The organism is Pantoea phyllosphaerae (assembly GCF_051025595.1).
Classification (GTDB): Bacteria; Pseudomonadota; Gammaproteobacteria; order Enterobacterales; family Enterobacteriaceae; genus Pantoea.
This window is the reverse complement of record NZ_JBPFDE010000004.1, coordinates 57,391-80,518: the sequence shown is the minus strand read 5'-3', so window position 1 is coordinate 80,518 and position 23,128 is coordinate 57,391. Positions and strand designations below refer to the sequence as shown.

Sequence of the window (23,128 nt, the reverse complement as noted above, 5' to 3'; positions counted from 1 at the left end):
AATGCGGCATGAAAGTTAAACAGTTGCGTTGTAATGGTTTTTTTATGCGGATTAAGGGTTACAGCAGGACTGTTACCGGTAACAGCAGGCGCTAGTGTAACACTGTTGTGGTGAAACATTTAGTTCATCGAAACAAATTCAGACAAATTCATTAACATCTCGCCGGAATGCTTTACCTGCCGCAGACGATCACTGTCACCACCAGAAACAACACTCAACAGACAGATAACGCTAAAAGACGTTATAAAAGAGTGCACACAACAGCGGAGAGTTTATGTTTAAGTCCTTTTTTCCCCGGCCAGCGCTGTTTTTCAGCTCGGCGGCGATCTGGAGTCTGATCGCGATTTTTGCCTGGTTCGGCTTTGCCGATGATTTTCCGTCACGCTGGCCAGCGCTGCATGCCGCCATGCAGCAGCCGCTGCCAGCCACCGCCGCGCGCTTTGTCGCCCCCAGCCAGCTCTGGTTTTATGGCTATTACTGGCTGATCGTGGCGATATTCGCCCTGGCCTGGCGCGCGATCGATAATCACCCGTGGCAGCGCTGGTCAGTATGGGGATCGGCACTGATCATCTTCGTTACCTGGTTCGGCGTGCAGGTCGGCGTCGGTATTAACGCCTGGTACGGCCCGTTTTACGATCTGATCCAGCAGGCGCTAACCAAAGCGGGTTCGGTGCCCATTAGCCGCTTTTACAGCGGCCTGGGCGATTTTCTTGGCATCGCCCTGATTTCGGTGGTGGTTGGCGTAACGAATTCCTTTTTCATTAGCCACTGGGTATTCCGCTGGCGCACCGCGATGAACAACTATTACATGCACAACTGGCAGCGCCTGCGTAAGGTCGAAGGCGCGGCGCAGCGCGTGCAGGAAGACACCATGCGCTTCGCCAGCACGCTGGAGGACTGGGGCGTCAGCTTTCTTCAGGCGATTATGACGCTGGTGGCCTTTTTGCCGGTGCTCATCAGTTTGTCGCATCACGTTAAGGATGTGCCGCTGCTTGGCAATATTCCCTATGCGCTGGTCATCATTGCGCTGCTCTGGTCGCTCTTCGGCACCGCGCTGCTGGCGCTGGTGGGCATTAAGCTGCCGGGGCTGGAGTTCCGCAATCAGCAGGTTGAGGCGGCCTATCGTAAAGAGCTGGTCTACGGCGAGGATCATGCCGATCGCGCGACGCCGCCGACGGTACAGGCGCTGTTTAGCCGCGTGCGCTTTAACTACTTCCGCCTCTATTTTCACTACCTCTACTTTAATATCACCCGCATTCTCTACCTGCAGGTTGATAATGTTTTCGGTCTCTTTGTGCTGTTCCCGTCAATCGTAGCGGGCACCATTACCTTCGGTTTGCTTAGCCGGATTACCAATGCGTTCGACCAGGTGCGCTCGTCGTTCCAGTATCTGATCACCTCCTGGTCGACGCTGGTTGAGCTGATGTCGATCTATAAGCGTCTGCGCAGCTTCGAGCAGATCCTGCAGGATGTTCCGCATCAGGAGATGCTGCGCGAAGCGGCGGACAACGAGTAACAGGCTGTCCTTAACCATGCACAGCGTAATAAAGCGTTGTGCATGGCTTACCCCAACGGCGCGTCAGGCGCCTCGCCATTTTCCTTCCCTTTACGCGCTTCGCGCGAATCTGGTCTTGCTTCCTCAAAACCTTTTTGTATTGTTAAAATAATCACACCCACTTCTGCCGTAAAATGCGATTTAACCGTTTGCATCGCGCTTTCAGGTTGTGAAATTTGTCACACCATTAGCTTTAGCAAGCTGCTAATGTGATTTTAATAACATTAAAACCTGACAAATTCACCAGGGAGCAAACAATGGATATCGCGGTTATCGGGTCAAACATGGTTGACCTTATTACCTATACCAGTCAGTTGCCTAAAGCGGGCGAAACGCTGGAGGCGCCAGATTTTGCCCTTGGCTGCGGCGGGAAAGGCGCGAACCAGGCGGTGGCGGCGGCGAAAATGGGCGGACGCGTGATGATGGTGAGCAAGGTCGGCGACGATCTCTTCGCGCCGGAAACCGTCGCCAACCTGCAGCGTCAGGGCGTGGATACGCGCTTCGTCACCACCGCGCCGGGAACCTCGAGCGGCGTGGCGCCGATCTTTGTCGATGAGCAGTCGCAGAACCGCATCCTGATTATCAAAGGGGCCAACCAGCAGCTCAGCGCAGCTGATATCGACGCCGCCGCCCAAGCGCTAAAAGCGTGCCAGCTGATTATCCTGCAGCTGGAGATCCCGCTGGAAACCGTCTACTACGCCATCGATTTCGCCCGCCAGCACGGCATCAAAGTGATCCTCAATCCGGCGCCGGCGGTGGAAAATCTCGATATCGCTTACGCCTGCAAGTGCGACTTCTTTATGCCCAACGAAACCGAGCTGGAGATCCTGACCGGCATGCCGGTTGCCACCGATGAAGAGGTCAAACTGGCTGGGCAGACGCTGCTCAAGCGCGGGCTGAAGAACCTGATCATCACCATGGGCGCGCGCGGTTCGCTGTGGATGAGCGGCGACAGCCTGCACCAGGTGGCGCCGACGGCGGTGAAAGCGGTCGACACCAGCGGCGCAGGCGATGCGTTTATCGGCTGTTTCGCCCAGGCGCTGGTGCAAAGCGGCGATATCGCGGCGGCGATGGCGCAGGCCTCCGCCTACGCCGCCTGCAGCGTGACCGGCCGCGGCACGCAGCGCTCCTATCCCGACGCGGAAACCTTCCAGCGTTTTCTTAACGTTAACTGAGGTCGAGCTATGCAGCAGAACATTGTTCAGCAACCCGACGGCTACTTAAATAAAACGCCGCTGTTCCAGTTCATTTTGCTCTCGTGCCTCTTCCCGCTGTGGGGCTGCGCCGCGAGCCTGAACGATATCCTGATCACCCAGTTCAAAAGCGTTTTCGCGCTCAGCGACTTCGCCAGCGCGCTGGTGCAGAGCGCCTTTTATGGCGGCTACTTTCTCATCGCCATCCCGGCTTCGCTGGTGATCCGCAGCGCGAGCTATAAGCTGGCGATCCTGATGGGGCTGGCGCTCTATATTGGCGGTTGCGTGCTGTTCTACCCCGCCTCGCATATGGCCACCTACACCATGTTCCTCGCGGCTATTTTCGCTATCGCCATCGGCCTGAGCTTTCTGGAAACCGCTGCCAATACCTATAGCGCAATGATTGGCCACCGCGATCGCGCCACGCTGCGCCTTAATGTCAGCCAGACCTTCTACCCGGTCGGCGCGCTGATGGGCATCGTGCTGGGCAAATATCTGGTGTTCCAGGAGGGCGACAGCCTGCAGAGCCAGCTGGCCGGGATGAACGCCGAACAGGCGCACGCTTTCCGCCTCAGCATGCTGGAGCATACGCTGGAGCCCTATAAATATCTGGTAATGGTGCTGGTGGTGGTGATGCTGCTGTTCCTGTTTACGCGCTACCCACGCTGCAAACCGGCATCGAACGAGAAAGCGCTGCCGTCGCTCGGCGAAACGCTGCGCTATCTGGCCGGTAACCGCCACTTTAAGCGCGGCATCGCGGCGCAGTTCCTCTATGTCGGCATGCAGGTGGCGGTGTGGTCGTTCACGATTCGCCTGGCGCTCACGCTTGGCGCCGCCAACGAACGTCACGCCTCTAACTTTATGATCTACAGCTTTATCTGTTTCTTTATCGGCAAGTTCGTCGCCAACTTCCTGATGACGCGCTTCCGCGCCGAGAAGGTGCTGATGGCCTATTCGGCGCTCGGCGTGCTGACCCTGGCGTGGGTGATGTTCGTGCCGAACTTCACCGCGGTCTATGCGGCGGTGTTTGTCAGCGTGCTGTTCGGTCCGTGCTGGGCGACGATTTATGCCAACACTCTGGCCACCGTCGAGAACAAGTACACCGAAGTGGCGGGCGCGTTTATCGTGATGTCGATTGTCGGCGCTGCTTTTATCCCGGCCATTCAGGGCTTCGCTTCCGATCGTCTGGGGTCAATGCAGCTGGCGTTTGGCGTCTCGCTGCTCTGTTTTGCCTGGGTAGGCTTCTATTTCTGGGGCGAGCTGCGCCATAAAAAGCAGGCGCTGCAAACCGGCCGTTTAGTCGAGGAGATGCCATGAAAACCCGTCTGCCGCTCTGTCGCGAACAGTTTCACGCCACGCCGACCACGCTGCTGCAAAACGCCGAGTTCCACGTCGAGCTTTTCCGCTATCCGGCCGGGATCGAAGCGGTGCGTATCAGCAATCAGCGCGGCACGGTAACGGTGCTGCCCTTTTACGGCCAGATGATTTGGGACGCCTGTTTCGACGGCCGGACGCTGACCATGGGCCACAGCTTTAAGCAGCCGCTGCCGGGCAGTTCGATTATCGACACCTACGGCTGCTTTGCCTTCCACTCCGGGTTGCTGGCGAACGGCTGCCCGGCCGAAGAGGATAACCACCCTCTGCATGGCGAAATGGCCTGCGCGCGTATGGACAGCGCCTGGCTGGTGCTGGAGGCGGATCGCCTGTCGCTTGAGGGCGAAACCGAATATGTGAAAGGTTTTGGCCATCACTACCTGGCGGCGCCGGCGGTGCGTATTGAGGCCGGACAGCCGCGCCTGCATATTGAGATGAACGTAACCAACCTGGCAGGCACGTCGATGCCGCTGCAGTATATGTGCCATCTCAACAGCGCATGGATTGATGGCGGCGAGTTCAAGCAGTCGATCCCGCAGCACGCTTTCCAGCTGCGCACCTCGGTGCCAGCACACGTGAAGCCGACGCCGCAGTGGCAGAGCTACACCACTACCCTGGCGCGCGATCCGCAGGCGTTTCAGCGGCTGGACCGGCCGGAGATGTGCGATCCGGAGATCGTCTTCTTCGCCGACGATCTGCCGCAGTATGGCGACGAGATGCAGTTCGAGCTCCATTCGCCGCAGGGCTTTGCGCTGATGACGCGCTTCAGCAGTCGACAGTTTCCACACGCCACGCGCTGGATGCTGCACAACCGCGATCAGCAGGTGGCGGCCTATATTCTGCCAGCCACCTGTCGGCCGGAGGGCTTCAACGCCGCGCAGCGCGCCGGCACGCTGCTGTGGCTGGCGCCGGGCGAACAGCGCCGTTTCAGCGTCGAGACGGGAATATTGTGACGCCGTATGTGATGGCGACCCGCCAGGGTCGCCAGACGGTCAAGTGGTCGCGCGAAGGTTAACCCGCCAGCGCGGCGAAAACCTTCTCCACGGCGTAAGCGCCGGGATCTTTCACCCCCTCCAGCGTCTGCTGATTCAGGTAGGATGAGCGCCCCGCTCTGGCGCTCTGCATCTGCGCGGTGGAGTCGGCGCCCCGGGCCGCCGCCTCTGCCGCCTCCGCCAGCGTTTTGCCCGCCGACAGCGCCTCCAGCGCGGGCTCCAGCGCATCGACCAGCGTGCGGTGGCCAATCTGCGCACCGCCGTAGTGCTTCATCTGCTCCAGCCCCTGCGTCAGCGCCTCCGGCAGCGTACCGCCCTGCGCCAGGCGCTGGCCCGCCGCGGTAAAGAGGATCGACATCAGCACGCCGCTCGATCCGCCCATCACCGTCGCCAGCTGCTCGCCCACCAGCGCGAACAGCGACGGCAGATCCGCCAGCGGCAGCTGCTGCGCCTCCAGCGCGCGCTTCACCTTGCGCGCGCCCGCGGCGAAGGTCGAGCCGGTATCGCCGTCGCCGACCTTCGCGTCCAGCGCGTTCAGCTCGGCTTCAAGGTCGATCAGCGTCTGCGCCACGCGCTCCACCACCTGCGCCGTCCGCGCGTCCTGAGAGGGGGCAAACTCCAGCTTGCTCACCACATGCTGGCTGCTCAGCGTCGTGACCGGCTCCACCGCATGCACAGGCGCCCAGCCCAGCACCTCAACCGGCGCTTTCAGCGCTTCGAGAAACGCCGCCTCCACCTGCAGCACCGTCAGCGAAAAGCCTTTCATATCGAGCGCGCTCACCAGCGTCGCCGGGCCGATCAAGTGGCTTATCTGCGCCGCCAGCGGGCTTTTCAGCACGTCGCGCGTCACCAGCGCCAGCTCCAGCATTGAGAAGCCGCCGAGGTTGTTCACCATCAGCACCGCGCGGGTGCCGGAAGAGAGACTGCTGGCCAGCTTCTCCGTCATGATGCTCACCAGCTGCTGGCTGTTCTGGGTGTCCAGCGTGATCACGCCCGGCTCGCCGTGAATGCCCATGCCCAGCTCGCTCTCGCCCGCTTTCACCCGGTTGTCGCGCGTTTCGCCGGGAATATGGCAGGTGGAAAAGGCGACGCCGATGCTCGCCGTGCCCTTAATGGCGCGCTGCGCCAGGGTTTTCACCTGCGCCAGCGGCTGCCCCTGCTCTGCGGCGTAGCCGGCGATTTTGTGGATCAGCGCGGTGCCGGCGATGCCGCGCGGCTGCGGGTTGTCCGGCAGGGCGATATCGTCCTGCACCATTACCATCTCGACCTTGTAGCCCAGCGCGCGCGCCTTCTCCGCCGCCAGCCCGAAATTGAGCCGGTCGCCGGTGTAGTTTTTCACGATCAGCAGGCAGCCCGCGTCGCCGGTAACGTTAATAATGGCGCTCAGCACCGCGTCGACGCTGGGCGAAGCGAAAATATCGCCGCAGACCGCAGCGGTCAGCATCCCCTTGCCGACGAAGCCGGCGTGGGCCGGTTCATGCCCGGAGCCGCCGCCTGAAATCAGCGCCACCTTGCTTTTATCCCAGTCGTTGCGCACCACCACCCGAATGTCGTCGCCTAAGTCGAGGCGGCTGAGGTTGTGCCACGGCGTGCTCAGCAGCACGCCCTCGATCGCTTCGTTGACCAGATTATTTTTTTCATTCATCAGGAACTGGCTCATTGCATCCTCTCCAATGGTGTTGATGCCGCCAGGCAGCGGCACGCTAATAAAGGTAGCCGAAGAAATACAAAGGGCGGCGCAGCGGCCGCCCCTGAAGAGCAGGGTGAAATTAAAGCGCGATGCGCATCACGCTGTCGGGATTTTTGGGCGGGGCTTTGCGCGATCCCGGCTGCTTGACGCTGACGTAGAGCGCCTTGCCGTCAGCGGAGAGCGCAAGGCTGTTAGGCAGGCCTGCGGTTTTCACCGTGCGTTTCACCTGATAGCTGCTGGCGTCGATGATGCTGACCTCCCCCGCTTTGCGGTGGGTGACGTAGAGCTCGTCGCGCTGCGGATTGAACAGCAGCGCCAGCGACTCTGGCGCGGCGATCGCCCGGATCACCTTGCGATCGCGCAGATCGACCACCAGCACCTGCGGCTGTTTCGAATCGCTGAGGAAGGCGCGCTGCCCCTGCGTATCCAGCGCGATATTCAGGAAGAAATGCGCGTTGTCGTCGCCGATTTTCTGACGCTGTTCAACGGCGTTGGTGCGGGTATTGATGGTGATGAGCTCGCCGTCGGCGTTGGTGACGTAGAGTTTCTGCCGCTCGCTGTCGACCGCCAGGCCGGTGGCCATTTTGCCGGTGTTCGGTACCACGCTAATAAGCTGCAGGGTTTTGCCGTCCACTACCCAGACCACGCTCTGCGGCCCCAGTCCGGTGACGTAAACGCGGTTGGTTTTCACATCAACGGCGATTTCGCGCGGCTGCAGCGGACGTACGCTGTCGCTGCGCTTGCGCCCGTCCAGCACCAGGGTGTTAAGCACCTTGCCGCTGGCGGCGTCGATGGCGGTCAGCGCGCTGTTAACCGTATGGCCGATGTAGAGCACGTTGGTTTGCGGATTGATCGCGGCGCCGAAGCTTTTCAGCTCGGTGGGGATGGTTTGCTTTACGGCCAGACTTTGCGGGTCGAGGCGGAACACCGCGCCGCCCGGCGCGTCGCTGCCCTGCGACGCGGCGAGAAACAGCGCATTGTCGCGGGGGCTAAAGGCGAGCTCATAGGCGCCCTTGCTGATCGGCTGGATACGTTCGTCCGCATGCGCCAGCATGCCGGAGGCGGAAAAGAGTGCGGTGGCGAGTAGCGTCACGCGCAGCGCAGAGGATAAGGATGTCATGATCTCTCCATAGCAAAAATTCACCGCCGTCAGGCAGTGCTGGAAAGCTCACATTGCAAACCCTATAAAAGAAGGAAAGGGCCTTAAGGCCGGCGAAGAACGTTTTTTTGGCAAATCATAAGGATTTATCGCCGAAAGGGAAGCGGTTTCACCCGCCTGAACGCCGCCAGGACGCCCGAAGGCGTCCTGTCAGCAACAGCCGGTCAGACTTATTTCAGCAGCTCAGCCGTCATGTGCACGCCGTTATTATTGTAGGCTTCGGTCACTTTGTACGAGGTGCCTGCTTCTTTCGCCTGCGCCGCGATTTTCGCTTCCGCACCGTCAAGGGTAGAGTCAGTCGCGGTCACGCTCTGTGCGAAGCTGGTCAGCGGAAGAACGGAGAGAGCGATTACAGCAGCAAAAGTTTTGATGGTTTTCATGGTCAATTCCTCAGTAGATGTTTAGTCAGATAAGGCGTTTCGCCTTGTTGATATGAATAATAGACCGGGGAAGAGACGGCGGATAGCGGAGATAATTGCCCTTCTTTATCAAATTTACTGACAATCAAATCGCACATTGGGTGTAGCGGCGCCGCAAAAGGTTAACCCGCTGGGATAAAGAAAAAGGGCAGCATATTCCGCTACCCTTTAGCCTGTTAGCCGTGATGTCGCACGCGCGTGAAGATGGTGAGCGAGGCGAGCAGCATCAGCACGCCGCTGGCGAGAAAGACGCCGCCTGCGCCCTGCAGGTCGAACATCCAGCCGCCTGCCGCCGCGCCGGCGGTGATCGCCAGCTGGATGGTGGCCACCAGCAGGCCGCCGCCCGATTCGGCGTCGTCCGGCACCGCACGCGAGATCCAGGTGGACCAGCCGGTCGGCATTGAACCAAACGCCAAACCCCACAGCGCCACACCCGCGCCAACCAGCCAGGCGACGTCGGCAAAGCTCACCAGCAGCAGCGCGGTGGCGCTCATCACCAGTGCCATCGCGCTCAGCGTCAGCGAGACGCTGCGCGTCACCAGATAACCCGCCAGCGAGGTGCCGAAAAAGTTAGCCACGCCAAACGCCAGCAGCACCAGAGAGAGCTGGTTGAGATTAAGCTGCGCGCTGCTCTCCAGGAAGGGACGCAGGTAGGTAAAGAAGGCGAAGTGGCCGGTAAACATCATAATCACCGCCAGCATGCCCCAGCGCATCAGCCCGCTGCGCAGCAGGTCGAGCACGCCGCCGCTGCGCGCCTTATTCTCCGGTGGCATTGCCGGCAGGGTAAAGCTCTGCCAGATCAGCGCCAGCAGGCCCAGACCAGCGGTCAGCATAAAAATATTGCGCCAGCCGATCAGGCCGCCAAGATAGCTGCCGAGCGGCGCAGCGATAATGGTCGCCAGCGAAATGCCGCTGAAGACGATTGAGAGCGCGCGCGGCACCTGATCGCTGGGCACCAGACGCATAGTGATGGCGGTGGAGAGCGTCCAGAAACCGCCTATTGCCATGCCGAGCAGCACGCGCGCCAGCAGGATCAGCGTCAGGTTGCTCGCCAGCGCCACCAGCAGCGCCGAGGCGACCAGCAGCAGCGTAAAAGCGAGCATGACCACGCGACGATCGAGCCGCCGCGTGACGCTGCCCACCACCAGACTGGTCAGCAGCGCCACCAGCGCGGTTACCGTTACCGTCTGTCCCGCCTGTCCTTCCGACACCTGCAGCGAGGCGGCGATCGGCGTCAGCAGGCTGACCGGCAGAAATTCGGCGGTAATAAGGCCAAAGACCCCAAACGCCATTGAAAAGACCGCGCCCCAGGCGGGACGCACAGGTACGGAAACCTCATCAGCCACTTCGGTACTCAGACTCATGCAGCTTCTCCATCAAAAATTTATTAAGGCTGGAGCATAGAGGGAGCAGGCAAGACGATCTATGATGGCAACACCTTCATTATTGATAATTCGTCTGGAATGCAATGAGCCACTTTGAAGATCTGACCAGCGAGCTGCTGATGGGCATGCGGCTGCACGGCGTGACCTATCAGCGCATTCAGCTCGCGGCGCCCTTCGGGCTGCGCTATGAGCATGCGCCGGGCCGCGCGCAGTTTCACTTCGTCGGGCGAGGCCCGCTGCTGGTGCGCGGCGCGTCGGGCGCAATTTTTACGCTTAATACCGGCGACGCGCTGCTGATCCCCCACGGCAAACCCCATAGCCTGCTCTCCTCGCCCGACGCCGACTGCGCGAATATCGCCGCCTTCAGCAGTAAGCCGATCTGCGACAGCGTCTGCGCCATCGGCGCGCCCGCTGACGCCTGCGACGACGGGGAGAGCGTGATCCTCTTCAGCGCCTGTATGAAGTTCGAGCTGGGCGGCATGCAGCCGCTGATCAATACCATGCCGGATATCATGCTGGTGAGCACCCTGCTGTCGCAGTATCCGGAGATCCAGCCGATTCTCGACGCCATGGAGCGCGAGTCGCGCACGCGCCACGCTGGCTTTGCCGGTATTCTGTCGCGGCTGGCGGACGTGGTCGCAGCGCTGATCGTGCGCGGCTGGGTAGAGAACGGCTGCGGCCAGGGCAGCGGGCTGGTGCAGGCGATGCGCGATCCGCGCCTGAGCAAGGCGATCGCCGCCATGCACCGCGAACCGGGAGAGAACTGGACGGTAGAGCGGCTGGCGCGCGTGGCGGGCTGCTCGCGTTCGGTATTCGCCGAGCGCTTTCAGAACGCCACCACCATGACGCCGCTGCGCTATCTGACCGAGCTGCGCATGCGGCTGGCGGTGCAGCGCATCGTCAATAACGGCGAAGCGGTGGAAGCGGTGGCGTTTCAGCTCGGCTACGGCTCGCTCGCCGCTTTTAGCCGCGCCTTTAAGCGTATTGTTGGTCAGCCGCCCGGCGCGCTGCGCGCCGGGCGGGAGGAGGCGCGCGCCTCTTAGCGGAAGACGCTGATCGCTTCCACCAGGCGGTTGGCCTGGTGCGCCATGCGGCCGGACGCCTCGGCGCTCTCCTGCACGCGCGCCGCGTTGCGGTGGGTGATGTCGTCAAGATCCTCGACCGCCGTCGAGACTTCGCTCAGCGCGGTGGACTGCTCGGCGGTGGCGGCGCTGATCTGCGCGATCAGCGACGAGACGTTCTGCACCTGCGCGACGATGTCCTGCATGGTGCGTCCCGCCGCATCGGCGTGTCGACTGCCGAGCTCAACGCGGCTGGCGCTGGTTTCCACCAGGCTTTTGATTTCGCTGGCGGCCTTCGCGCTGCGCTGTGCCAGATTGCGGACTTCTCCCGCCACCACCGCGAAGCCTTTGCCCTGCTCGCCCGCGCGCGCCGCCTCCACCGCTGCGTTGAGCGCAAGGATATTGGTCTGGAAGGCGATGCCGTCAATCACGCTGGTGATGCTGGCGATGCGCTGCGAGCTTTCGGCGATTTCTGCCATCATGCCCACCATCTCCTGCATTACGTCGCCGCCCTTGCTCGCCGCCTGGCTGGTGCGCGCCGAGAGCGTATTCACCTCGCCCGCCGTTTCGGTGTTGCTTTTCACCGTGGCGGTCATCTCATTCATGGTGGCAGCGGTCTGCTGCACGTTGGCCGCCGCCTGTTCGGTGCGGCGGCTTAGCTCGCTGTTGCTGTTGGCAATCGCGTCGCTGGCGCTCAGCACGTTAATCGCCTGGCCGCTGACGTCATCCACCAGCCAGCGGAACATCAGGCCGAGCTGGCCGATCGCGCGCTGCGTCATCCCCACCTCATCGACGCGATCGATTTGCTCGACCTTATGGCTGGCGCCGGTGGCGACGCTGAGCGCCTGCTGGCACATGCGTTCGATGGGGCGCGAGATTTGCTGTTCCATCCACAGGCTGGTCAGCAGCAGCAGCAGCGCCATGCCGCCGGTAAAGCAGCCCAGCGAGGCGGGCGTCATGCCGAGCAGTGCGGCGCTGAGGGCCGCCAGCGGCAGCAGCGTTATCAGCGGCAGGCGAATGCGCCAGCGCAGCGGCAGCGTTTTCAGCAGTGATCCAACGCGATGCCAGCCGGTGCGGACGATTAGCCCTTTATGGAAGCGGCGCCCTTTTGCGCGACCTTCGCGAAAATCACGGTAGAGCGCTTCAGTGGCGCGAATTTCCGCTTCGCCAGGTTTGGTGCGCACCGACATAAATCCCTGCACTTTGCCGTCGCGCACCACCGGCACCGCGTTGGCGCGCACCCAGTAGTGGTCACCATTTTTACGGCGGTTTTTCACCAGCGCCGACCAGGGTTCGCCCTGCTTCAGCGTCGCCCACATGTCGGCAAACGCCTCTGGCGGCATGTCGGGATGGCGCACCATGTTGTGCGGCTGGCCGTTGACCTCTTCCGGCGTAAAGCCGCTGACCTCGATAAAGGCGTCGTTGGCGTAGGTGATGATGCTGTTGATATCGGTGGTCGACATTAACGTTGCGTCATCGTCAAACACGAATTCGCGCTGGGTGACAGGCTGATTGTTGCGCATGGTGGTCCTTGAAAGGGCTGCTGAATTCCGGAAAATTATCCGTTATGCTTTTTTATCTTTTCGGCAGCGAAAGACCCTGGCTTTAGAGGTGGTAATTAATTTTCACCGCTAAAAAAGCAACTGGCGAGCATTTGACCCGCCAGCCGCTTAATCGCCATTCGTTAGCCCTTTTTAATAATCGCGTTTTTTAGCCCTGCAGCGCGCGGCGGATAAAGCCCTGATGCCTGTTGAGCCGCGCGCGGGCTTCTTCAGCGTCAATGTCAGCCAGCAGCATCAGAATGGCGGTTTTACAGTGGCCGTCGCAGGCCGCCAGCGCGCGGCTGGCGCTCGCTTCGTCGCTGTCGGTGGCCTGCATAACGATGTTGATCTGGCGCTGCACCAGTTTCTGGTTGGTGGCTTCTACGTCGACCATCAGGTTGCCGTAGACTTTGCCGCTGCGGATCATCGCGCCGGTGGTGAGCATGTTGAGCACCAGCTTCTGGGCGGTGCCTGCTTTCATGCGCGAGGATCCGGTGACCACTTCCGGGCCGACCACCGGCGTGATCGCGATGTCCGCCGCCTGCGCCATGGCGCTGTTGGGGTTACAGGTGAGCGCCGCCGTGGTGGCGCCAAGCGTCCGGGCATACTCCAGCGCACCCAGCACGTAGGGGGTGCGGCCGCTGGCGGCGATGCCCACCAGCACATCTTTCGCGCTGAACTGGATGTCGCGCAGATCCTGCGCGCCCTGCTCGCGGTTATCTTCCGCGTTTTCTACCGCCTGCAGTATCGCCCTGTGGCCGCCGGCGATGAGCCCTACCACCTGGCCGCGCGGCGTGCCGAAGGTGGGCGGGCATTCGCTGGCGTCGAGGATGCCGAGTCGCCCGGAGGTGCCTGCGCCGCTGTAGATGAGTCGGCCGCCCTGCGCGAAGGCGGCGACGATGGCGTCGACCGTCTGGGCGATCTGCGGCACGATCGCGTCGACCGCCAGCGCCACTTTTTTATCTTCGTTGTTGATGACGCGCAGCATGGCGTCGGTGGAGAGCTCGTCGATGTTCTGGCTGGCCGGGTTGCGGCCTTCGGTGATGAGCTGGCTGAGGTCGATTGTCATGGGAGATGCTCCGGGCATGATTTATCCAGGCCCGGTTTTAACATATTTACGGGATAAAAAAAGGGTTCAGACGTTGTCTGAACCCTGTTACATGGCCCGATGTTGCCTGGAAAGCCGGAGCCTGCGCGGATAAGACGGCCCGATCGCAAAGACGCAAAAAGCGCCATCCCTGGCAGCTCGGCCCGCAACATCCTTGTTGCGGGACGCTTTGCTCTTCGGGCCGTCTTATCCTCTTGTTTGCAAGAGGAGTCGCCTGTAAGAAACGTTAGCTGGCCGTTTGCGCGCGCAGCTTCAGCTCGTAGGCCTTCGCCTGCTCGGCGTCGAACTGGTTCTCCCAGCGGGCGATAACCAGCACCGCCAGCGCGTTGCCGATGACGTTAAGCGCGGTGCGCGCCATATCCATGATGCGGTCGACGCCCGCGATAAAGGCCAGGCCTTCCAGCGGAATGCCGACGCTGCCCAGCGTCGCCAGCAGCACCACGAATGACACGCCAGGCACGCCTGCGATGCCCTTGGAGGTCACCATCAGCGTCAGCACCAGGATGATTTCGTCGGTCAGCGACAGGTCGATGCCGTAAAGCTGCGCAATAAAGATGGCGGCGATGCTCTGATAGAGCGTTGAGCCGTCAAGGTTAAAGGAGTAGCCGGTCGGTACCACGAAGCTGGTGATCGCCTTCGGTGCGCCGTAGGCCTCCATCTTCTGCATGATGCGCGGCAGCACGGTTTCCGAGCTGGAGGTTGAGTAAGAGAGGATGAGCTCATCTTTCAGGATGCGCATCAGGGTGGTGATGCGCAGCTTACAGAAACGCGCCACGCCGCCGAGGATCACAAACGCGAAGAAGAGAATCGCGGCGTAAACCAGCAGTACCAGCTTCGCCAGCGGCCACAGCGAGGTGAAGCCGAAGTTGGCGATGGTCACGGCGATCAGCGCGAAGACGCCCACCGGCGCGTAACGCATAATCATGTGCGTCACTTTAAACATGGTTTCCGACACGCTGCGGAAGATGTTAACCAGCGGATCGCGCTGCTCCGACGGCAGCGCCGACAGGCCCATGCCGAACAGCACCGAGAAGAAGATAATCGGCAGCATGTCGCCCTTCACCAGCGAGGCGAAGATATTCTGCGGGATCAGCGACAGAATAGTGGCGACCAGGCTGTGAGGCCCGTTCTGCACCGCTTCGGTCGTGGCTTCATACTTAGAGATGTCCACCGTTGCCAGCGTTGACATATCAATGCCGGTGCCGGGTTGAAACACGTTAGCCAGCGTAATGCCGACCACAATGGCAAGGGTGGTGATCACTTCGAAATAGACGATGGTTTTGACGCCGATTCGTCCCAGTTTTTTGGCATCGCCCACGCCGGCGATGCCGACAATCAGCGATGAAATCACGATAGGCACAACGATCATCTTGATCAGATGAATAAAGATATCGCCCGCCGGGCTGAGAATGTTGGTGATTAACCATTCACGATCGTCTGGCTGATTATGCAGCACTGAACCGACAACGATGCCGAGCACCAGCGCAATCAGAATCTGCCAGGCCAGGCTTATTTTAAAACCTTTCATAACGCGTTATTTCCTCAGTCAAAACCCCTATTGCTACGCTGCGAAGGTGCAGAGAAGGATACACACAGGGAAGTGAGCAAAAGCCCGGTAAATTAGAGGGTTATTGAGGACAGCGTCCTCGACGAAAATGCGAAAATTCCCGTACTTTTTTCAGACGCCGTCTGGTTGAGTCCTGCTGAGCAGGGGCGAGATAAGTACCATTTTCACTGTGGTAAATGCAACCCCTGGCGTGTTCGATTAAAGATTAGCCACTCTTATAGCATAAAATGCTGTTTAGTTATAAAAACTCTAACCTGCTGTTCTAAAAAGTAATAGTTACCCGATTCACCGCATAGCTATGCAGCGCTGCGCAAAAAGGCAACGGGTGCGTTTGCTCTCTTTTTCGCCACCGATAAGAGCAGATGGCGCCGTTTGTTCGACGATTTTGCAAGCGATTGCAGGTGGGGCGCGCGCTGTCGTGATCTAAGGCGCAAAAAAGAAACAAAGCACTGGCTCAGGCTTCACTTAACCTTTGATTGACATATTATTAACATCTTCAAGGAGATCCGCCATGAGCCAACAATATAAACACCCGATACCTGCCGACATTGCCGCGAACGCCCTGATCACTGCCGAGCAGTATCAGACGATGTATCAGCACTCCGTCAGTGACCCGGATGCATTCTGGGGCGAACAGGGGAAAATACTTGACTGGATCAAGCCCTATAGCAAAGTGAAAAACAGCTCTTTCGCGCCGGGCAACATTTCTATTCGCTGGTATGAGGACGGCACGCTCAATCTGGCGGCCAACTGCCTCGATCGCCACCTGGAAAAGCGCGGCGATCGTCCCGCCATTATCTGGGAAGGCGATGATGCCAGCGAAAGCAAGACCCTGACCTTTCGTCAGCTGCATAACCAGGTATGCCGCTTCGCCAACGTGCTGCTGTCGCTGGGGGTAAAAAAAGGCGACGTGGTGGCGATCTATATGCCAATGGTGCCCGAAGCGGCGGTGGCGATGCTCGCCTGCGCGCGCATCGGCGCGGTGCACTCGGTGATATTTGGCGGTTTTTCGCCAGATGCCGTGGCGGGCCGCGTGGTGGACTCCAGCGCGAAACTGGTGATTACCGCAGATGAAGGCGTGCGCGCTGGACGCCCTATCCCACTGAAGAAAAATGTCGACGACGCGCTGAAAAACCCTGCCGTCACCAGCGTGAAAAATGTGGTAGTGCTGAAGCGCACCGGCGGGTCGATCGACTGGCAGGATGGCCGCGACCTCTGGTGGTCCGAGTTAATGGATAAAGCGAGCGAGCAGCACGCCCCTGCCGAGATGCAGGCGGAAGATCCGCTGTTTATCCTTTATACCTCTGGCTCTACCGGCAAGCCGAAAGGGGTGCTGCACACCACCGGCGGCTACCTGGTTTATGCGGCGACCACCTTCAAATATGTTTTCGATTATCACCCGGAAGATATCTACTGGTGTACCGCCGACGTCGGCTGGGTCACCGGTCACAGCTATCTGCTCTACGGGCCGCTGGCGTGCGGCGCCACCACGCTGATGTTCGAGGGCGTGCCGAACTGGCCGAAACCGAGCCGCATGGCGGAGGTGGTGGATAAACACAATGTGACCCTGCTCTACACCGCGCCGACGGCGATCCGCGCCCTGATGGCGGAAGGCGACAAGGCGATTGCGGGCACCAGCCGCAAGAGCCTGCGTATTATGGGCTCGGTGGGCGAACCCATTAACCCGGAAGCCTGGGAGTGGTACTACAACAAGATTGGCGACGGCCGCTGCCCGATTGTCGATACCTGGTGGCAGACCGAAACCGGCGGCTTTATGATCGCGCCGCTGCCGGGTGCCATCGAGCTGAAAGCGGGCTCCGCGACCAAACCTTTCTTCGGCGTGCAGCCTGCGCTGGTAGATAACGAAGGCAATCCGCAGGAGGGCGCGGCGGAAGGCAATCTGGTGATCACCGACTCCTGGCCGGGCCAGGCGCGTACGTTGTACGGCGATCATGACCGCTTTGAGCAGACCTACTTCTCTACCTTCAAAAATTGCTATTTCAGCGGCGACGGCGCGCGCCGCGACGAAGATGGCTACTACTGGATCACCGGCCGCGTCGACGACGTGCTCAACGTCTCCGGCCACCGTCTCGGCACCGCCGAGATCGAGTCTGCGCTCGTGGCGCATCCCAAAATCGCCGAAGCGGCGGTGGTGGGCATTCCGCACAGCATTAAAGGCCAGGCGATCTACGCCTATATCACGCTGAACCATGGTGAAGAGCCGTCGCCGGAGCTTTATACCGAGGTGCGCAGCTGGGTGCGGAAAGAGATCGGCGCCATCGCCACGCCCGATATCCTCCACTGGACCGACTCGCTGCCGAAAACCCGCTCCGGCAAGATTATGCGCCGCATTCTGCGCAAGATCGCCGCGGGCGACACCAGCAATCTGGGCGATACCTCAACGCTGGCCGATCCGGGCGTCGTGGATAAACTGCTGGAGGAGAAGCAGGCGCTCCGTATGCCGTAAACCGTCTTACCGGCGGGAAGTCTCTTCTTCCCGCCGCCCTTTCCTTACGCAGTGTGTTTCTGAAGTCACATAACAATATCTGACCAGGCCTTTCTCGCGCAGCAGCGTGAGGCTGCCGCCTGCATAACCTCTGGAGAAACTGTGATGAACGACGCCCTTTCCACGCAGGAGGCGCTCAATCAACGAATTGAGCGTCATCCGCACTTTCAGGAGCTGGTGCAGAAGCGTCAGCGATTCGCCCTGCTGCTGTCGCTGATTATGCTGGTGCTCTACGTCGGTTTTATTTTGCTGATCGCCTTCGCGCCCGGCTGGCTCGGCACGCCGCTGCATGACGGCACCAGCGTGACGCGCGGCATTCCCATCGGCGTGGGCCTGATTGTGATTTCTTTTGTGCTGACCGGCGTTTACGTCTGGCGCGCCAACGGCGAGTTCGATCGCCTGACGAAGCAGATCCTCAGCGAGGTAAAACCATGAAGCGTCTTTCTCTCTGGCTGCTGGCGCTGCTGCCCGCCTCTGCGCTGGCGGACGCCCTGACCGGCGCGGTGCAGCAGCAGGCCACCAACTATCAGGCGATCGGCATGTTCGTGGTGTTCGTCGCCGCCACGCTGGGCATTACGTACTGGGCGTCGAAGCGCACCCGCTCGCGCAACGACTACTATACCGCCGGCGGCAATATTACCGGCTTCCAGAATGGGCTGGCGATGGCGGGCGACTTTATGTCCGCCGCCTCCTTTCTCGGTATCTCCGCGCTGGTTTACACCTCCGGCTACGACGGGCTGATCTACTCGCTCGGCTTCCTGGTAGGCTGGCCGATGATCCTGTTTCTAATCGCCGAGCGCCTGCGCAACCTGGGCCGCTACACCTTCGCCGACGTCGCCTCTTATCGCCTGCAGCAGAAGCCGATTCGCACCCTCTCTGCCTGCGGCTCGCTGGTGGTGGTGGCGCTCTACCTGATTGCGCAGATGGTGGGCGCGGGCAAGCTGATCCAGCTGCTGTTCGGCCTCGACTACCATATCGCCGTGGTGCTGGTGGGGATTTTGATGGTGCTCTACGTGCTGTTCGGCGGCATGCTGGCGACCACCTGGGTGCAGATTATCAAAGCGGTGCTGCTGCTGTTCGGCGCCTCTTTTATGGCGATCATGGTGATGAAGGCGACCGGTTTCAGCTTTAATAATCTCTTTACCCAGGCGATGGCGGTGCACCCGAAAGGCGCGGCCATCATGCAGCCGGGCGGGCTGGTGAAGGATCCGATTTCCGCGCTCTCGCTCGGGCTGGGGCTGATGTTCGGCACCGCCGGGTTGCCGCATATACTGATGCGCTTCTTCACCGTGGCGGACGCGCGCGAGGCGCGTAAAAGCGTTTTCTGGGCCACCGGCTTTATGGGTTACTTCTACTTCCTCACGTTTATTATCGGCTTCGGGGCGATTCTGCTGGTCGGGGCGAACCCCGCCTTCAAAGACGCCAGCGGCGCGCTGATCGGCGGCACCAACATGGCGGCGGTGCATCTGGCGAACGCGGTAGGCGGCAGCACCTTCCTCGGCTTTATCTCCGCCGTGGCCTTCGCCACCATCCTGGCGGTGGTTGCCGGGCTGACGCTGGCGGGCGCGTCGGCGGTCTCGCACGACCTTTACGCCAGCGTCATTCGCAAAGGCCAGGCGACCGAGCGCGAAGAGCTGCGCGTGTCGAAGATTACCGTCCTGGTACTGGGCGTGGTGGCGATTGCGCTGGGCATCCTGTTTGAGAAGCAGAACATCGCCTTTATGGTCGGTCTGGCCTTCTCTATCGCCGCCAGCTGTAACTTTCCGATCATCCTGCTGTCGATGTACTGGTCGAAGCTGACCACGCGCGGCGCGATGATCGGCGGCTGGCTTGGGCTGATCACAGCGGTGGTGCTGATGATCCTCGGCCCGACGGTCTGGGTGCAGGTGCTGGGCCACGCATCCCCGGTTTATCCCTATGAGTATCCGGCGCTCTTCTCAATGATCGTCGCCTTTGTCGGCACCTGGCTCTTCTCCGTTACCGACCATTCGCCGCAGGGCGCGCAGGAGCGCGGCCGCTTCCGGGCGCAGTTTATCCGCTCGCAGACCGGTATCGGCATCTCGCAGGGCAAGTCGCACTAAGTCATCTCTTTCCCGCCAGCGTGAACAGACGCTGGCGTTTTTCTCAGCAGAGAGGCTAAAATAAGTGCGAATCGCACGATTCGCACGATTAAGGAATCACCATGCTGAGTTTTACCGCTAACCAGGCAAAAACGCGTTTTGGCGAGCTGATGAACAAAGCGCAGCACGAGGCCGTTATTATCACTAAAAATGGCCGCGCCGCCTTTGTCTGCCTGCCAGCTGAAGATTACGAAGCCTTTGAGCAATTTAAGCTAGAAAGCCTGCGGGCTAAACTGGCGCACGCTATCGCTCAGGCGGAAAACGGTCAATTGCACGACGGTGAGGCTGTCTTTGAGGAGCTGATGAAGGATCTGTAATGGGACAGTTCAGGCTTACGGATGAAGCGAAGGAAGATTTAAAAGAGGTCAAAGCCCATTCATTAACGCGATGGGGAGCTGTCATCACTCAGGCGTATTTGCAGGGCATGCGTGTGACGATGCAAATGCTCGCCAGCCATCAGGTCGGCATCGACATCAGCAATGAGGCCTGGCCAGGCGTCTTTTACTGGCCGTACGAAAGTCATTACCTCTATTTTCTTCGGGTGCCCGAGGGCATTCAGGTCATCGCGATTATTCATCAGTCGCGTCTGCCAAAAGCGGTGAAAAAGCGTCAGCCCTGACAATAAAAAAGCCGGTCGCGCAAGCAACCGGCTCAAACATGTTTATTACGCTGATTAGAAACGCAGCGAAGCGCCGACGTACGGGCCGTCCACCAGCACGTTGTCTTTACGACCGCCTTTGTTGTTCAGCTCGATATACTGATAGCCCACGCGCAGGTTCAGCAGCGAAATCGGCGTGAAGCTCAGGCCGCCAGCGGCTTCCTGGTAGCTGTCGAGATGGTCGGTCAGACCTTCTGGCGCGTAGTAGTACTCGCCGTACAGGCCCCACATGCTGTTGAAGCTGTACTGCGCGCCGCCGCCCAGCGCCACGGCAAAGCCATCTTTACCATCTTCCGGATGGGTGAAAATGGTCTTGGCGGTCGGCGCCAGACGCAGTCCGCCGATATCGACGTTGTAACCCAGACCCAGGCCGTAGGTGCTGCCGTCGTGATCGCTGCGCAGCCAGTTGCCTTTAAGGAACAGGCCGGGCGAGGTGGTGCCCAGGCCGAGGTTCAGATTAGTGTTGTGCTCGCCGACATCCACGCTGCCTTCGATAGCCTGCGCCGCGCCGCTCAGCAGTACCAGACCCAGTGCGCTCCCGGTAATAAGTTGCTTAAACATGATTCCACTCCGTGAAAGGACAATGATTTCGGCGCAAAGGGTAACAGCCTGAAATCCTCTGACAACTCTATTTGGCAACCTTTACGTAAACAGACATGTCGATCGACAAATTTGTGGTCAGGCGGCCCACATCAGGCGGCCGATAAGCGGCGCCAGCACCACCGTTACGACGCCGGAAAGCATCATCACCAGGCTGGCGACCACGCCCTCCTGCTCGCCGAGCTGCCAGGCGCGCGCCGTGCCGGCCCCGTGCGACGCCGCGCCAAAGCCCGCCCCTTTCGCCACGCCCTGCTTAATCGCGATGCGCAGAAACAGCACGTCGCCGATCGCCATGCCGAACACGCCGGTGATCACCACAAACAGCGCCACCAGATCGGGCTGGCCGCCGATGGGCTTTGCCGCCGCCAGCGCGAAAGGCGTGGTAATGGAGCGCACCGCCAGGCTGCGCTGGATCGACTCAGGCAGCGTCAGCAGGCGCGCCAGCCACACCGAACTGCACACCGCCACCAGCGTGGCGGTCAGTACCCCGGCGCTCAGCGAGAGCCAGTGACGGCGAATAATCGCCATGTTTTCATACACCGGCACGGCGAAAGCCAGCGTTGCCGGGCCAAGCAGCCAGAGCAGCCAGTGGCTTTCGGCGATATAGTCCTGCCAGGAGACGTGCGTCAGCAGCAGCAGCGCCACCAGCAGCACCGGCGTCGCCACCAGCGGCATCAGCAGCAGCGTGCGCCAGCGGCGATAGAGACGCTTGTTGAGAAAGTAGATCAGCAGCGTGACCGCCAGACAGAGCAGGCTCAGGATAACATCACGCATCGCGCTGTTCCCTGCGCGCCGCGCGCGCCACTTCATAGCGGTAGAGACGATCGACCACCAGCGCGGTGGAGGCGAGCACCAGTACGGTGCTGAGCGCAATCACCACGCAGATGCGCCAGCCGTCGACGCGCAGCAGGTCGCCATAGTTCACCACCGCCACCACCGCCGGAATAAAGAACAGCAGCATTTCGGCCAGCAGCCAGCGCGAGCCCGCCCTGACCCAGCGCAGCGGCAGCACGCGCGTGACAATCAGGGCCAGCAGCAGCAGCATGCCGACGATGTTGGCGGGCAGCGGCAGGTGCAGCCAGCTCACCAGACGATCGCAGGCGATAAACATGCCGATATACAGCAGCAGCTGCAGCGGCAGCCAGAGTCGTTGCAGCCTGCCCACAGGCTGCGGACTGAGCGCTAGCGCCATTCTCTTTTCTCCCCTCATCAGATTCGGCGCTTAGTATAAATCCGCAACAGAAGGTGAAAAAAATGAATTAAAATTATTCCAATCATGCCAAAAGGGAATAGTTATGGACGTCCGTGCGTTACGCTACTTCATCGAGGTGGTGCGCCAGCAGAGTTTTACCCGCGCCGCGCAGAAGCTCTATGTGACGCAGCCCACCATCAGCAAAATGCTGCGCCAGCTCGAAGAGGAGCTGGGCTGCACGCTGCTGCTGCGCGACGGCCGCAAGCTGCATCTGACCGACAGCGGCCAGGCGGTCTACCAGCGCGGGCTGGCGATTCTGCAAGAATTCCACCAGCTTGAGGCGGAGATCGGCGACATTAACCAGCTGAAAACTGGCGAGCTGCGCCTCGGCATCCCGCCGATGGTCGGCATGCAGATCGCCGGCTCGATCTCGGCGTTTCGCCGCCGCTATCCTGGCGTCACCCTGAACATCTCCGAATTTGGCGGCCTCACGGTGCAGCAGGCGGTGCTGGCGGGCAGCCTGGATATTGCCCTGACCGCGCTGCCTGTCGATCCCGATCTGCCGCTGAACACGCTGCCCCTGATGCACCATCCGCTCTGCGTGCTGGTGCCGCGCCAGGCCGCCTGGCTTAACCGCAGCCATATCGCGCTGACGGAGCTGGCGGCGCATCCGCTGCTGATTTTCAACGAGGAGTTCTCGCTGAACCGCCAGCTGATGAAGGCGTTCCAGCGCCTGGGCATCACGCCGCATATCGCGGTGCGCAGCGGACAGTGGGATTTTCTGGCGGCGATGGTGCAGGCGGAGATGGGGCTGGCGATCCTGCCGGAGCCGATCTGTCAGCGGCTGGATAAGCAGTCGCTGCTGTGGCTGCCGCTGGAGTCGGAGCTGATGTGGAGTCTGGGACTGATCTGGCGGGAGGGGAGCTATCTGTCGCGCAGCGCGCAGGCGTGGATCGCCTGCTGCCGCGAGCACTGGCCGGATGAGGCGCCGCGCCTGTCGGTCTAGGC

22 protein-coding genes are annotated in these 23,128 nt (G+C 60.7%); 11 read left to right on the top strand and 11 right to left on the bottom strand.

The annotated features are described in order from the left end of the window. Positions 1-274: 274 nt before the first annotated feature. Positions 275-1,516 (top strand): peptide antibiotic transporter SbmA, encoded by a 1,242-nt coding sequence (gene sbmA / locus ACR6A7_RS07405; RefSeq protein ID WP_434124200.1) that lies wholly within the window; start codon positions 275-277, stop codon positions 1,514-1,516. A 47-nt stretch (positions 1,517-1,563) separates the two neighbouring features. Here the strand turns inward: sbmA and ACR6A7_RS07400 are convergent, their stop codons facing one another. Next, positions 1,564-1,710: a hypothetical protein gene (locus ACR6A7_RS07400; protein WP_434124199.1), complete on the bottom strand. Its 147-nt coding sequence runs from the start codon at positions 1,708-1,710 to the stop codon at positions 1,564-1,566. A gap of 102 nt (positions 1,711-1,812) precedes the next feature. Between ACR6A7_RS07400 and rbsK the strand changes: the two genes are divergently transcribed. Genes rbsK through ACR6A7_RS07385 form a run of 3 tightly spaced genes read left to right on the top strand, consistent with a single transcriptional unit; the run spans position 1,813 to position 5,075 of the window. After that, on the top strand, positions 1,813-2,730 hold the full coding sequence (gene rbsK / locus ACR6A7_RS07395; protein ID WP_434124198.1) for a ribokinase: 918 nt from the start codon (positions 1,813-1,815) through the stop codon (positions 2,728-2,730). A gap of 9 nt (positions 2,731-2,739) precedes the next feature. Beyond that, complete coding sequence (gene fucP / locus ACR6A7_RS07390) at positions 2,740-4,065, top strand: L-fucose:H+ symporter permease (RefSeq protein WP_434124197.1); 1,326 nt, start codon at positions 2,740-2,742, stop codon at positions 4,063-4,065. Beyond that, the gene (locus ACR6A7_RS07385; protein ID WP_434124196.1) at positions 4,062-5,075 is read left to right on the top strand and encodes an aldose 1-epimerase family protein; all 1,014 of its coding nucleotides are present in this window, start codon (positions 4,062-4,064) and stop codon (positions 5,073-5,075) included. The genes fucP and ACR6A7_RS07385 overlap by 4 nt, the downstream gene beginning before the upstream one ends. A 58-nt stretch (positions 5,076-5,133) precedes the next feature. Here ACR6A7_RS07385 and ACR6A7_RS07380 read toward each other — a convergent pair whose 3' ends face one another. From ACR6A7_RS07380 to ACR6A7_RS07365, 4 genes are all read right to left on the bottom strand, one after another. Then, the gene (locus ACR6A7_RS07380) at positions 5,134-6,774 is read right to left on the bottom strand and encodes a dihydroxyacetone kinase subunit DhaK (RefSeq protein ID WP_434124195.1); all 1,641 of its coding nucleotides are present in this window, start codon (positions 6,772-6,774) and stop codon (positions 5,134-5,136) included. A gap of 109 nt (positions 6,775-6,883) precedes the next feature. Then, positions 6,884-7,924, bottom strand: a complete 1,041-nt coding sequence (gene yncE / locus ACR6A7_RS07375) for a 7-bladed beta-propeller protein YncE (protein WP_434124194.1) — start codon at positions 7,922-7,924, stop codon at positions 6,884-6,886. Positions 7,925-8,133: 209 nt separating this feature from the next. Then, positions 8,134-8,343 carry a YdgH/BhsA/McbA family protein gene (locus ACR6A7_RS07370; RefSeq protein WP_434124192.1) on the bottom strand — a complete coding sequence of 70 codons (210 nt, stop codon included), beginning with the start codon at positions 8,341-8,343 and terminating at the stop codon, positions 8,134-8,136. Positions 8,344-8,558: 215 nt separating this feature from the next. After that, entirely contained in the window at positions 8,559-9,746 is a 1,188-nt protein-coding gene (locus ACR6A7_RS07365) for an MFS transporter (RefSeq protein ID WP_434124191.1), read from the bottom strand. Positions 9,747-9,850: 104 nt separating this feature from the next. On the opposite strand from ACR6A7_RS07365, the gene ACR6A7_RS07360 reads away from it, so the two are divergent. Further along, entirely contained in the window at positions 9,851-10,810 is a 960-nt protein-coding gene (locus tag ACR6A7_RS07360; RefSeq protein ID WP_434124189.1) for an AraC family transcriptional regulator, read from the top strand. Here the strand turns inward: ACR6A7_RS07360 and ACR6A7_RS07355 are convergent. The 3 genes from ACR6A7_RS07355 to gltP form a co-directional block, all read right to left on the bottom strand. Then, a complete protein-coding gene (locus ACR6A7_RS07355) occupies positions 10,807-12,351 on the bottom strand; it encodes a methyl-accepting chemotaxis protein (RefSeq protein ID WP_434124187.1) in 1,545 nt (514 codons plus the stop codon). The genes ACR6A7_RS07360 and ACR6A7_RS07355 overlap by 4 nt on opposite strands. Before the next feature lie 187 nt (positions 12,352-12,538). After that, entirely contained in the window at positions 12,539-13,438 is a 900-nt protein-coding gene (gene murQ / locus ACR6A7_RS07350; protein ID WP_434124186.1) for an N-acetylmuramic acid 6-phosphate etherase, read from the bottom strand. A 265-nt stretch (positions 13,439-13,703) separates the two neighbouring features. Continuing rightward, entirely contained in the window at positions 13,704-15,005 is a 1,302-nt protein-coding gene (gene gltP / locus ACR6A7_RS07345; RefSeq protein WP_033749181.1) for a glutamate/aspartate:proton symporter GltP, read from the bottom strand. A gap of 550 nt (positions 15,006-15,555) precedes the next feature. Between gltP and acs the strand changes: the two genes are divergently transcribed. The 5 genes from acs to ACR6A7_RS07320 all read left to right on the top strand — a co-directional run bounded on the left by acs (position 15,556) and on the right by ACR6A7_RS07320 (position 20,289). Further along, positions 15,556-17,511 (top strand): acetate--CoA ligase, encoded by a 1,956-nt coding sequence (gene acs, locus ACR6A7_RS07340; RefSeq protein ID WP_434124185.1) that lies wholly within the window; start codon positions 15,556-15,558, stop codon positions 17,509-17,511. A gap of 144 nt (positions 17,512-17,655) precedes the next feature. Next, positions 17,656-17,985, top strand: coding sequence for a DUF485 domain-containing protein (locus ACR6A7_RS07335; RefSeq protein ID WP_434124184.1), 330 nt, complete (start codon positions 17,656-17,658; stop codon positions 17,983-17,985). After that, complete coding sequence (locus tag ACR6A7_RS07330; protein WP_434124183.1) at positions 17,982-19,631, top strand: cation acetate symporter; 1,650 nt, start codon at positions 17,982-17,984, stop codon at positions 19,629-19,631. The genes ACR6A7_RS07335 and ACR6A7_RS07330 overlap by 4 nt, the downstream gene beginning before the upstream one ends. Before the next feature lie 101 nt (positions 19,632-19,732). Then, positions 19,733-19,987: a type II toxin-antitoxin system Phd/YefM family antitoxin gene (locus ACR6A7_RS07325; protein WP_434124182.1), complete on the top strand. Its 255-nt coding sequence runs from the start codon at positions 19,733-19,735 to the stop codon at positions 19,985-19,987. Further along, positions 19,987-20,289 (top strand): type II toxin-antitoxin system RelE/ParE family toxin, encoded by a 303-nt coding sequence (locus tag ACR6A7_RS07320; RefSeq protein WP_434124181.1) that lies wholly within the window; start codon positions 19,987-19,989, stop codon positions 20,287-20,289. Before ACR6A7_RS07325 ends, ACR6A7_RS07320 begins: the two co-directional genes overlap by 1 nt. 54 nt (positions 20,290-20,343) lie before the next feature. Here ACR6A7_RS07320 and ACR6A7_RS07315 read toward each other — a convergent pair whose 3' ends face one another. The 3 genes from ACR6A7_RS07315 to ACR6A7_RS07305 all read right to left on the bottom strand — a co-directional run bounded on the left by ACR6A7_RS07315 (position 20,344) and on the right by ACR6A7_RS07305 (position 22,120). After that, positions 20,344-20,889: a YfaZ family outer membrane protein gene (locus ACR6A7_RS07315; protein ID WP_434124180.1), complete on the bottom strand. Its 546-nt coding sequence runs from the start codon at positions 20,887-20,889 to the stop codon at positions 20,344-20,346. Positions 20,890-21,006: 117 nt separating this feature from the next. Further along, a complete protein-coding gene (locus ACR6A7_RS07310) occupies positions 21,007-21,702 on the bottom strand; it encodes an LrgB family protein (RefSeq protein ID WP_434124179.1) in 696 nt (231 codons plus the stop codon). Further along, positions 21,695-22,120, bottom strand: a complete 426-nt coding sequence (locus ACR6A7_RS07305; RefSeq protein WP_434124178.1) for a CidA/LrgA family protein — start codon at positions 22,118-22,120, stop codon at positions 21,695-21,697. The genes ACR6A7_RS07310 and ACR6A7_RS07305 overlap by 8 nt, the downstream gene beginning before the upstream one ends. Before the next feature lie 103 nt (positions 22,121-22,223). On the opposite strand from ACR6A7_RS07305, the gene ACR6A7_RS07300 reads away from it, so the two are divergent. Beyond that, positions 22,224-23,126, top strand: a complete 903-nt coding sequence (locus ACR6A7_RS07300; protein WP_434124177.1) for a LysR family transcriptional regulator — start codon at positions 22,224-22,226, stop codon at positions 23,124-23,126. The last annotated feature ends 2 nt before the right edge of the window (positions 23,127-23,128 follow it).

What these genes read in the sequence shown, in the direction of transcription:
- rbsK (WP_434124198.1), top strand. Translation starts at nt 1,813, where the DNA reads ATGGATATCGCGGTTATCGGGTCAAACATGGTTGACCTTATTACCTAT.
- ACR6A7_RS07380 (WP_434124195.1), bottom strand. Translation starts at nt 6,774, where the DNA reads ATGAGCCAGTTCCTGATGAATGAAAAAAATAATCTGGTCAACGAAGCG.
- murQ (WP_434124186.1), bottom strand. Translation starts at nt 13,438, where the DNA reads ATGACAATCGACCTCAGCCAGCTCATCACCGAAGGCCGCAACCCGGCC.
- gltP (WP_033749181.1), bottom strand. Translation starts at nt 15,005, where the DNA reads ATGAAAGGTTTTAAAATAAGCCTGGCCTGGCAGATTCTGATTGCGCTG.
- ACR6A7_RS07355 (WP_434124187.1), bottom strand. Translation starts at nt 12,351, where the DNA reads ATGCGCAACAATCAGCCTGTCACCCAGCGCGAATTCGTGTTTGACGAT.
- ACR6A7_RS07310 (WP_434124179.1), bottom strand. Translation starts at nt 21,702, where the DNA reads ATGCGTGATGTTATCCTGAGCCTGCTCTGTCTGGCGGTCACGCTGCTG.
- ACR6A7_RS07300 (WP_434124177.1), top strand. Translation starts at nt 22,224, where the DNA reads ATGGACGTCCGTGCGTTACGCTACTTCATCGAGGTGGTGCGCCAGCAG.
- yncE (WP_434124194.1), bottom strand. Translation starts at nt 7,924, where the DNA reads ATGACATCCTTATCCTCTGCGCTGCGCGTGACGCTACTCGCCACCGCA.
- fucP (WP_434124197.1), top strand. Translation starts at nt 2,740, where the DNA reads ATGCAGCAGAACATTGTTCAGCAACCCGACGGCTACTTAAATAAAACG.
- sbmA (WP_434124200.1), top strand. Translation starts at nt 275, where the DNA reads ATGTTTAAGTCCTTTTTTCCCCGGCCAGCGCTGTTTTTCAGCTCGGCG.
- ACR6A7_RS07400 (WP_434124199.1), bottom strand. Translation starts at nt 1,710, where the DNA reads ATGCAAACGGTTAAATCGCATTTTACGGCAGAAGTGGGTGTGATTATT.
- acs (WP_434124185.1), top strand. Translation starts at nt 15,556, where the DNA reads ATGAGCCAACAATATAAACACCCGATACCTGCCGACATTGCCGCGAAC.
- ACR6A7_RS07335 (WP_434124184.1), top strand. Translation starts at nt 17,656, where the DNA reads ATGAACGACGCCCTTTCCACGCAGGAGGCGCTCAATCAACGAATTGAG.
- ACR6A7_RS07360 (WP_434124189.1), top strand. Translation starts at nt 9,851, where the DNA reads ATGAGCCACTTTGAAGATCTGACCAGCGAGCTGCTGATGGGCATGCGG.
- ACR6A7_RS07385 (WP_434124196.1), top strand. Translation starts at nt 4,062, where the DNA reads ATGAAAACCCGTCTGCCGCTCTGTCGCGAACAGTTTCACGCCACGCCG.
- ACR6A7_RS07330 (WP_434124183.1), top strand. Translation starts at nt 17,982, where the DNA reads ATGAAGCGTCTTTCTCTCTGGCTGCTGGCGCTGCTGCCCGCCTCTGCG.
- ACR6A7_RS07365 (WP_434124191.1), bottom strand. Translation starts at nt 9,746, where the DNA reads ATGAGTCTGAGTACCGAAGTGGCTGATGAGGTTTCCGTACCTGTGCGT.
- ACR6A7_RS07325 (WP_434124182.1), top strand. Translation starts at nt 19,733, where the DNA reads ATGCTGAGTTTTACCGCTAACCAGGCAAAAACGCGTTTTGGCGAGCTG.
- ACR6A7_RS07370 (WP_434124192.1), bottom strand. Translation starts at nt 8,343, where the DNA reads ATGAAAACCATCAAAACTTTTGCTGCTGTAATCGCTCTCTCCGTTCTT.
- ACR6A7_RS07305 (WP_434124178.1), bottom strand. Translation starts at nt 22,120, where the DNA reads ATGGCGCTAGCGCTCAGTCCGCAGCCTGTGGGCAGGCTGCAACGACTC.
- ACR6A7_RS07320 (WP_434124181.1), top strand. Translation starts at nt 19,987, where the DNA reads ATGGGACAGTTCAGGCTTACGGATGAAGCGAAGGAAGATTTAAAAGAG.
- ACR6A7_RS07315 (WP_434124180.1), bottom strand. Translation starts at nt 20,889, where the DNA reads ATGTTTAAGCAACTTATTACCGGGAGCGCACTGGGTCTGGTACTGCTG.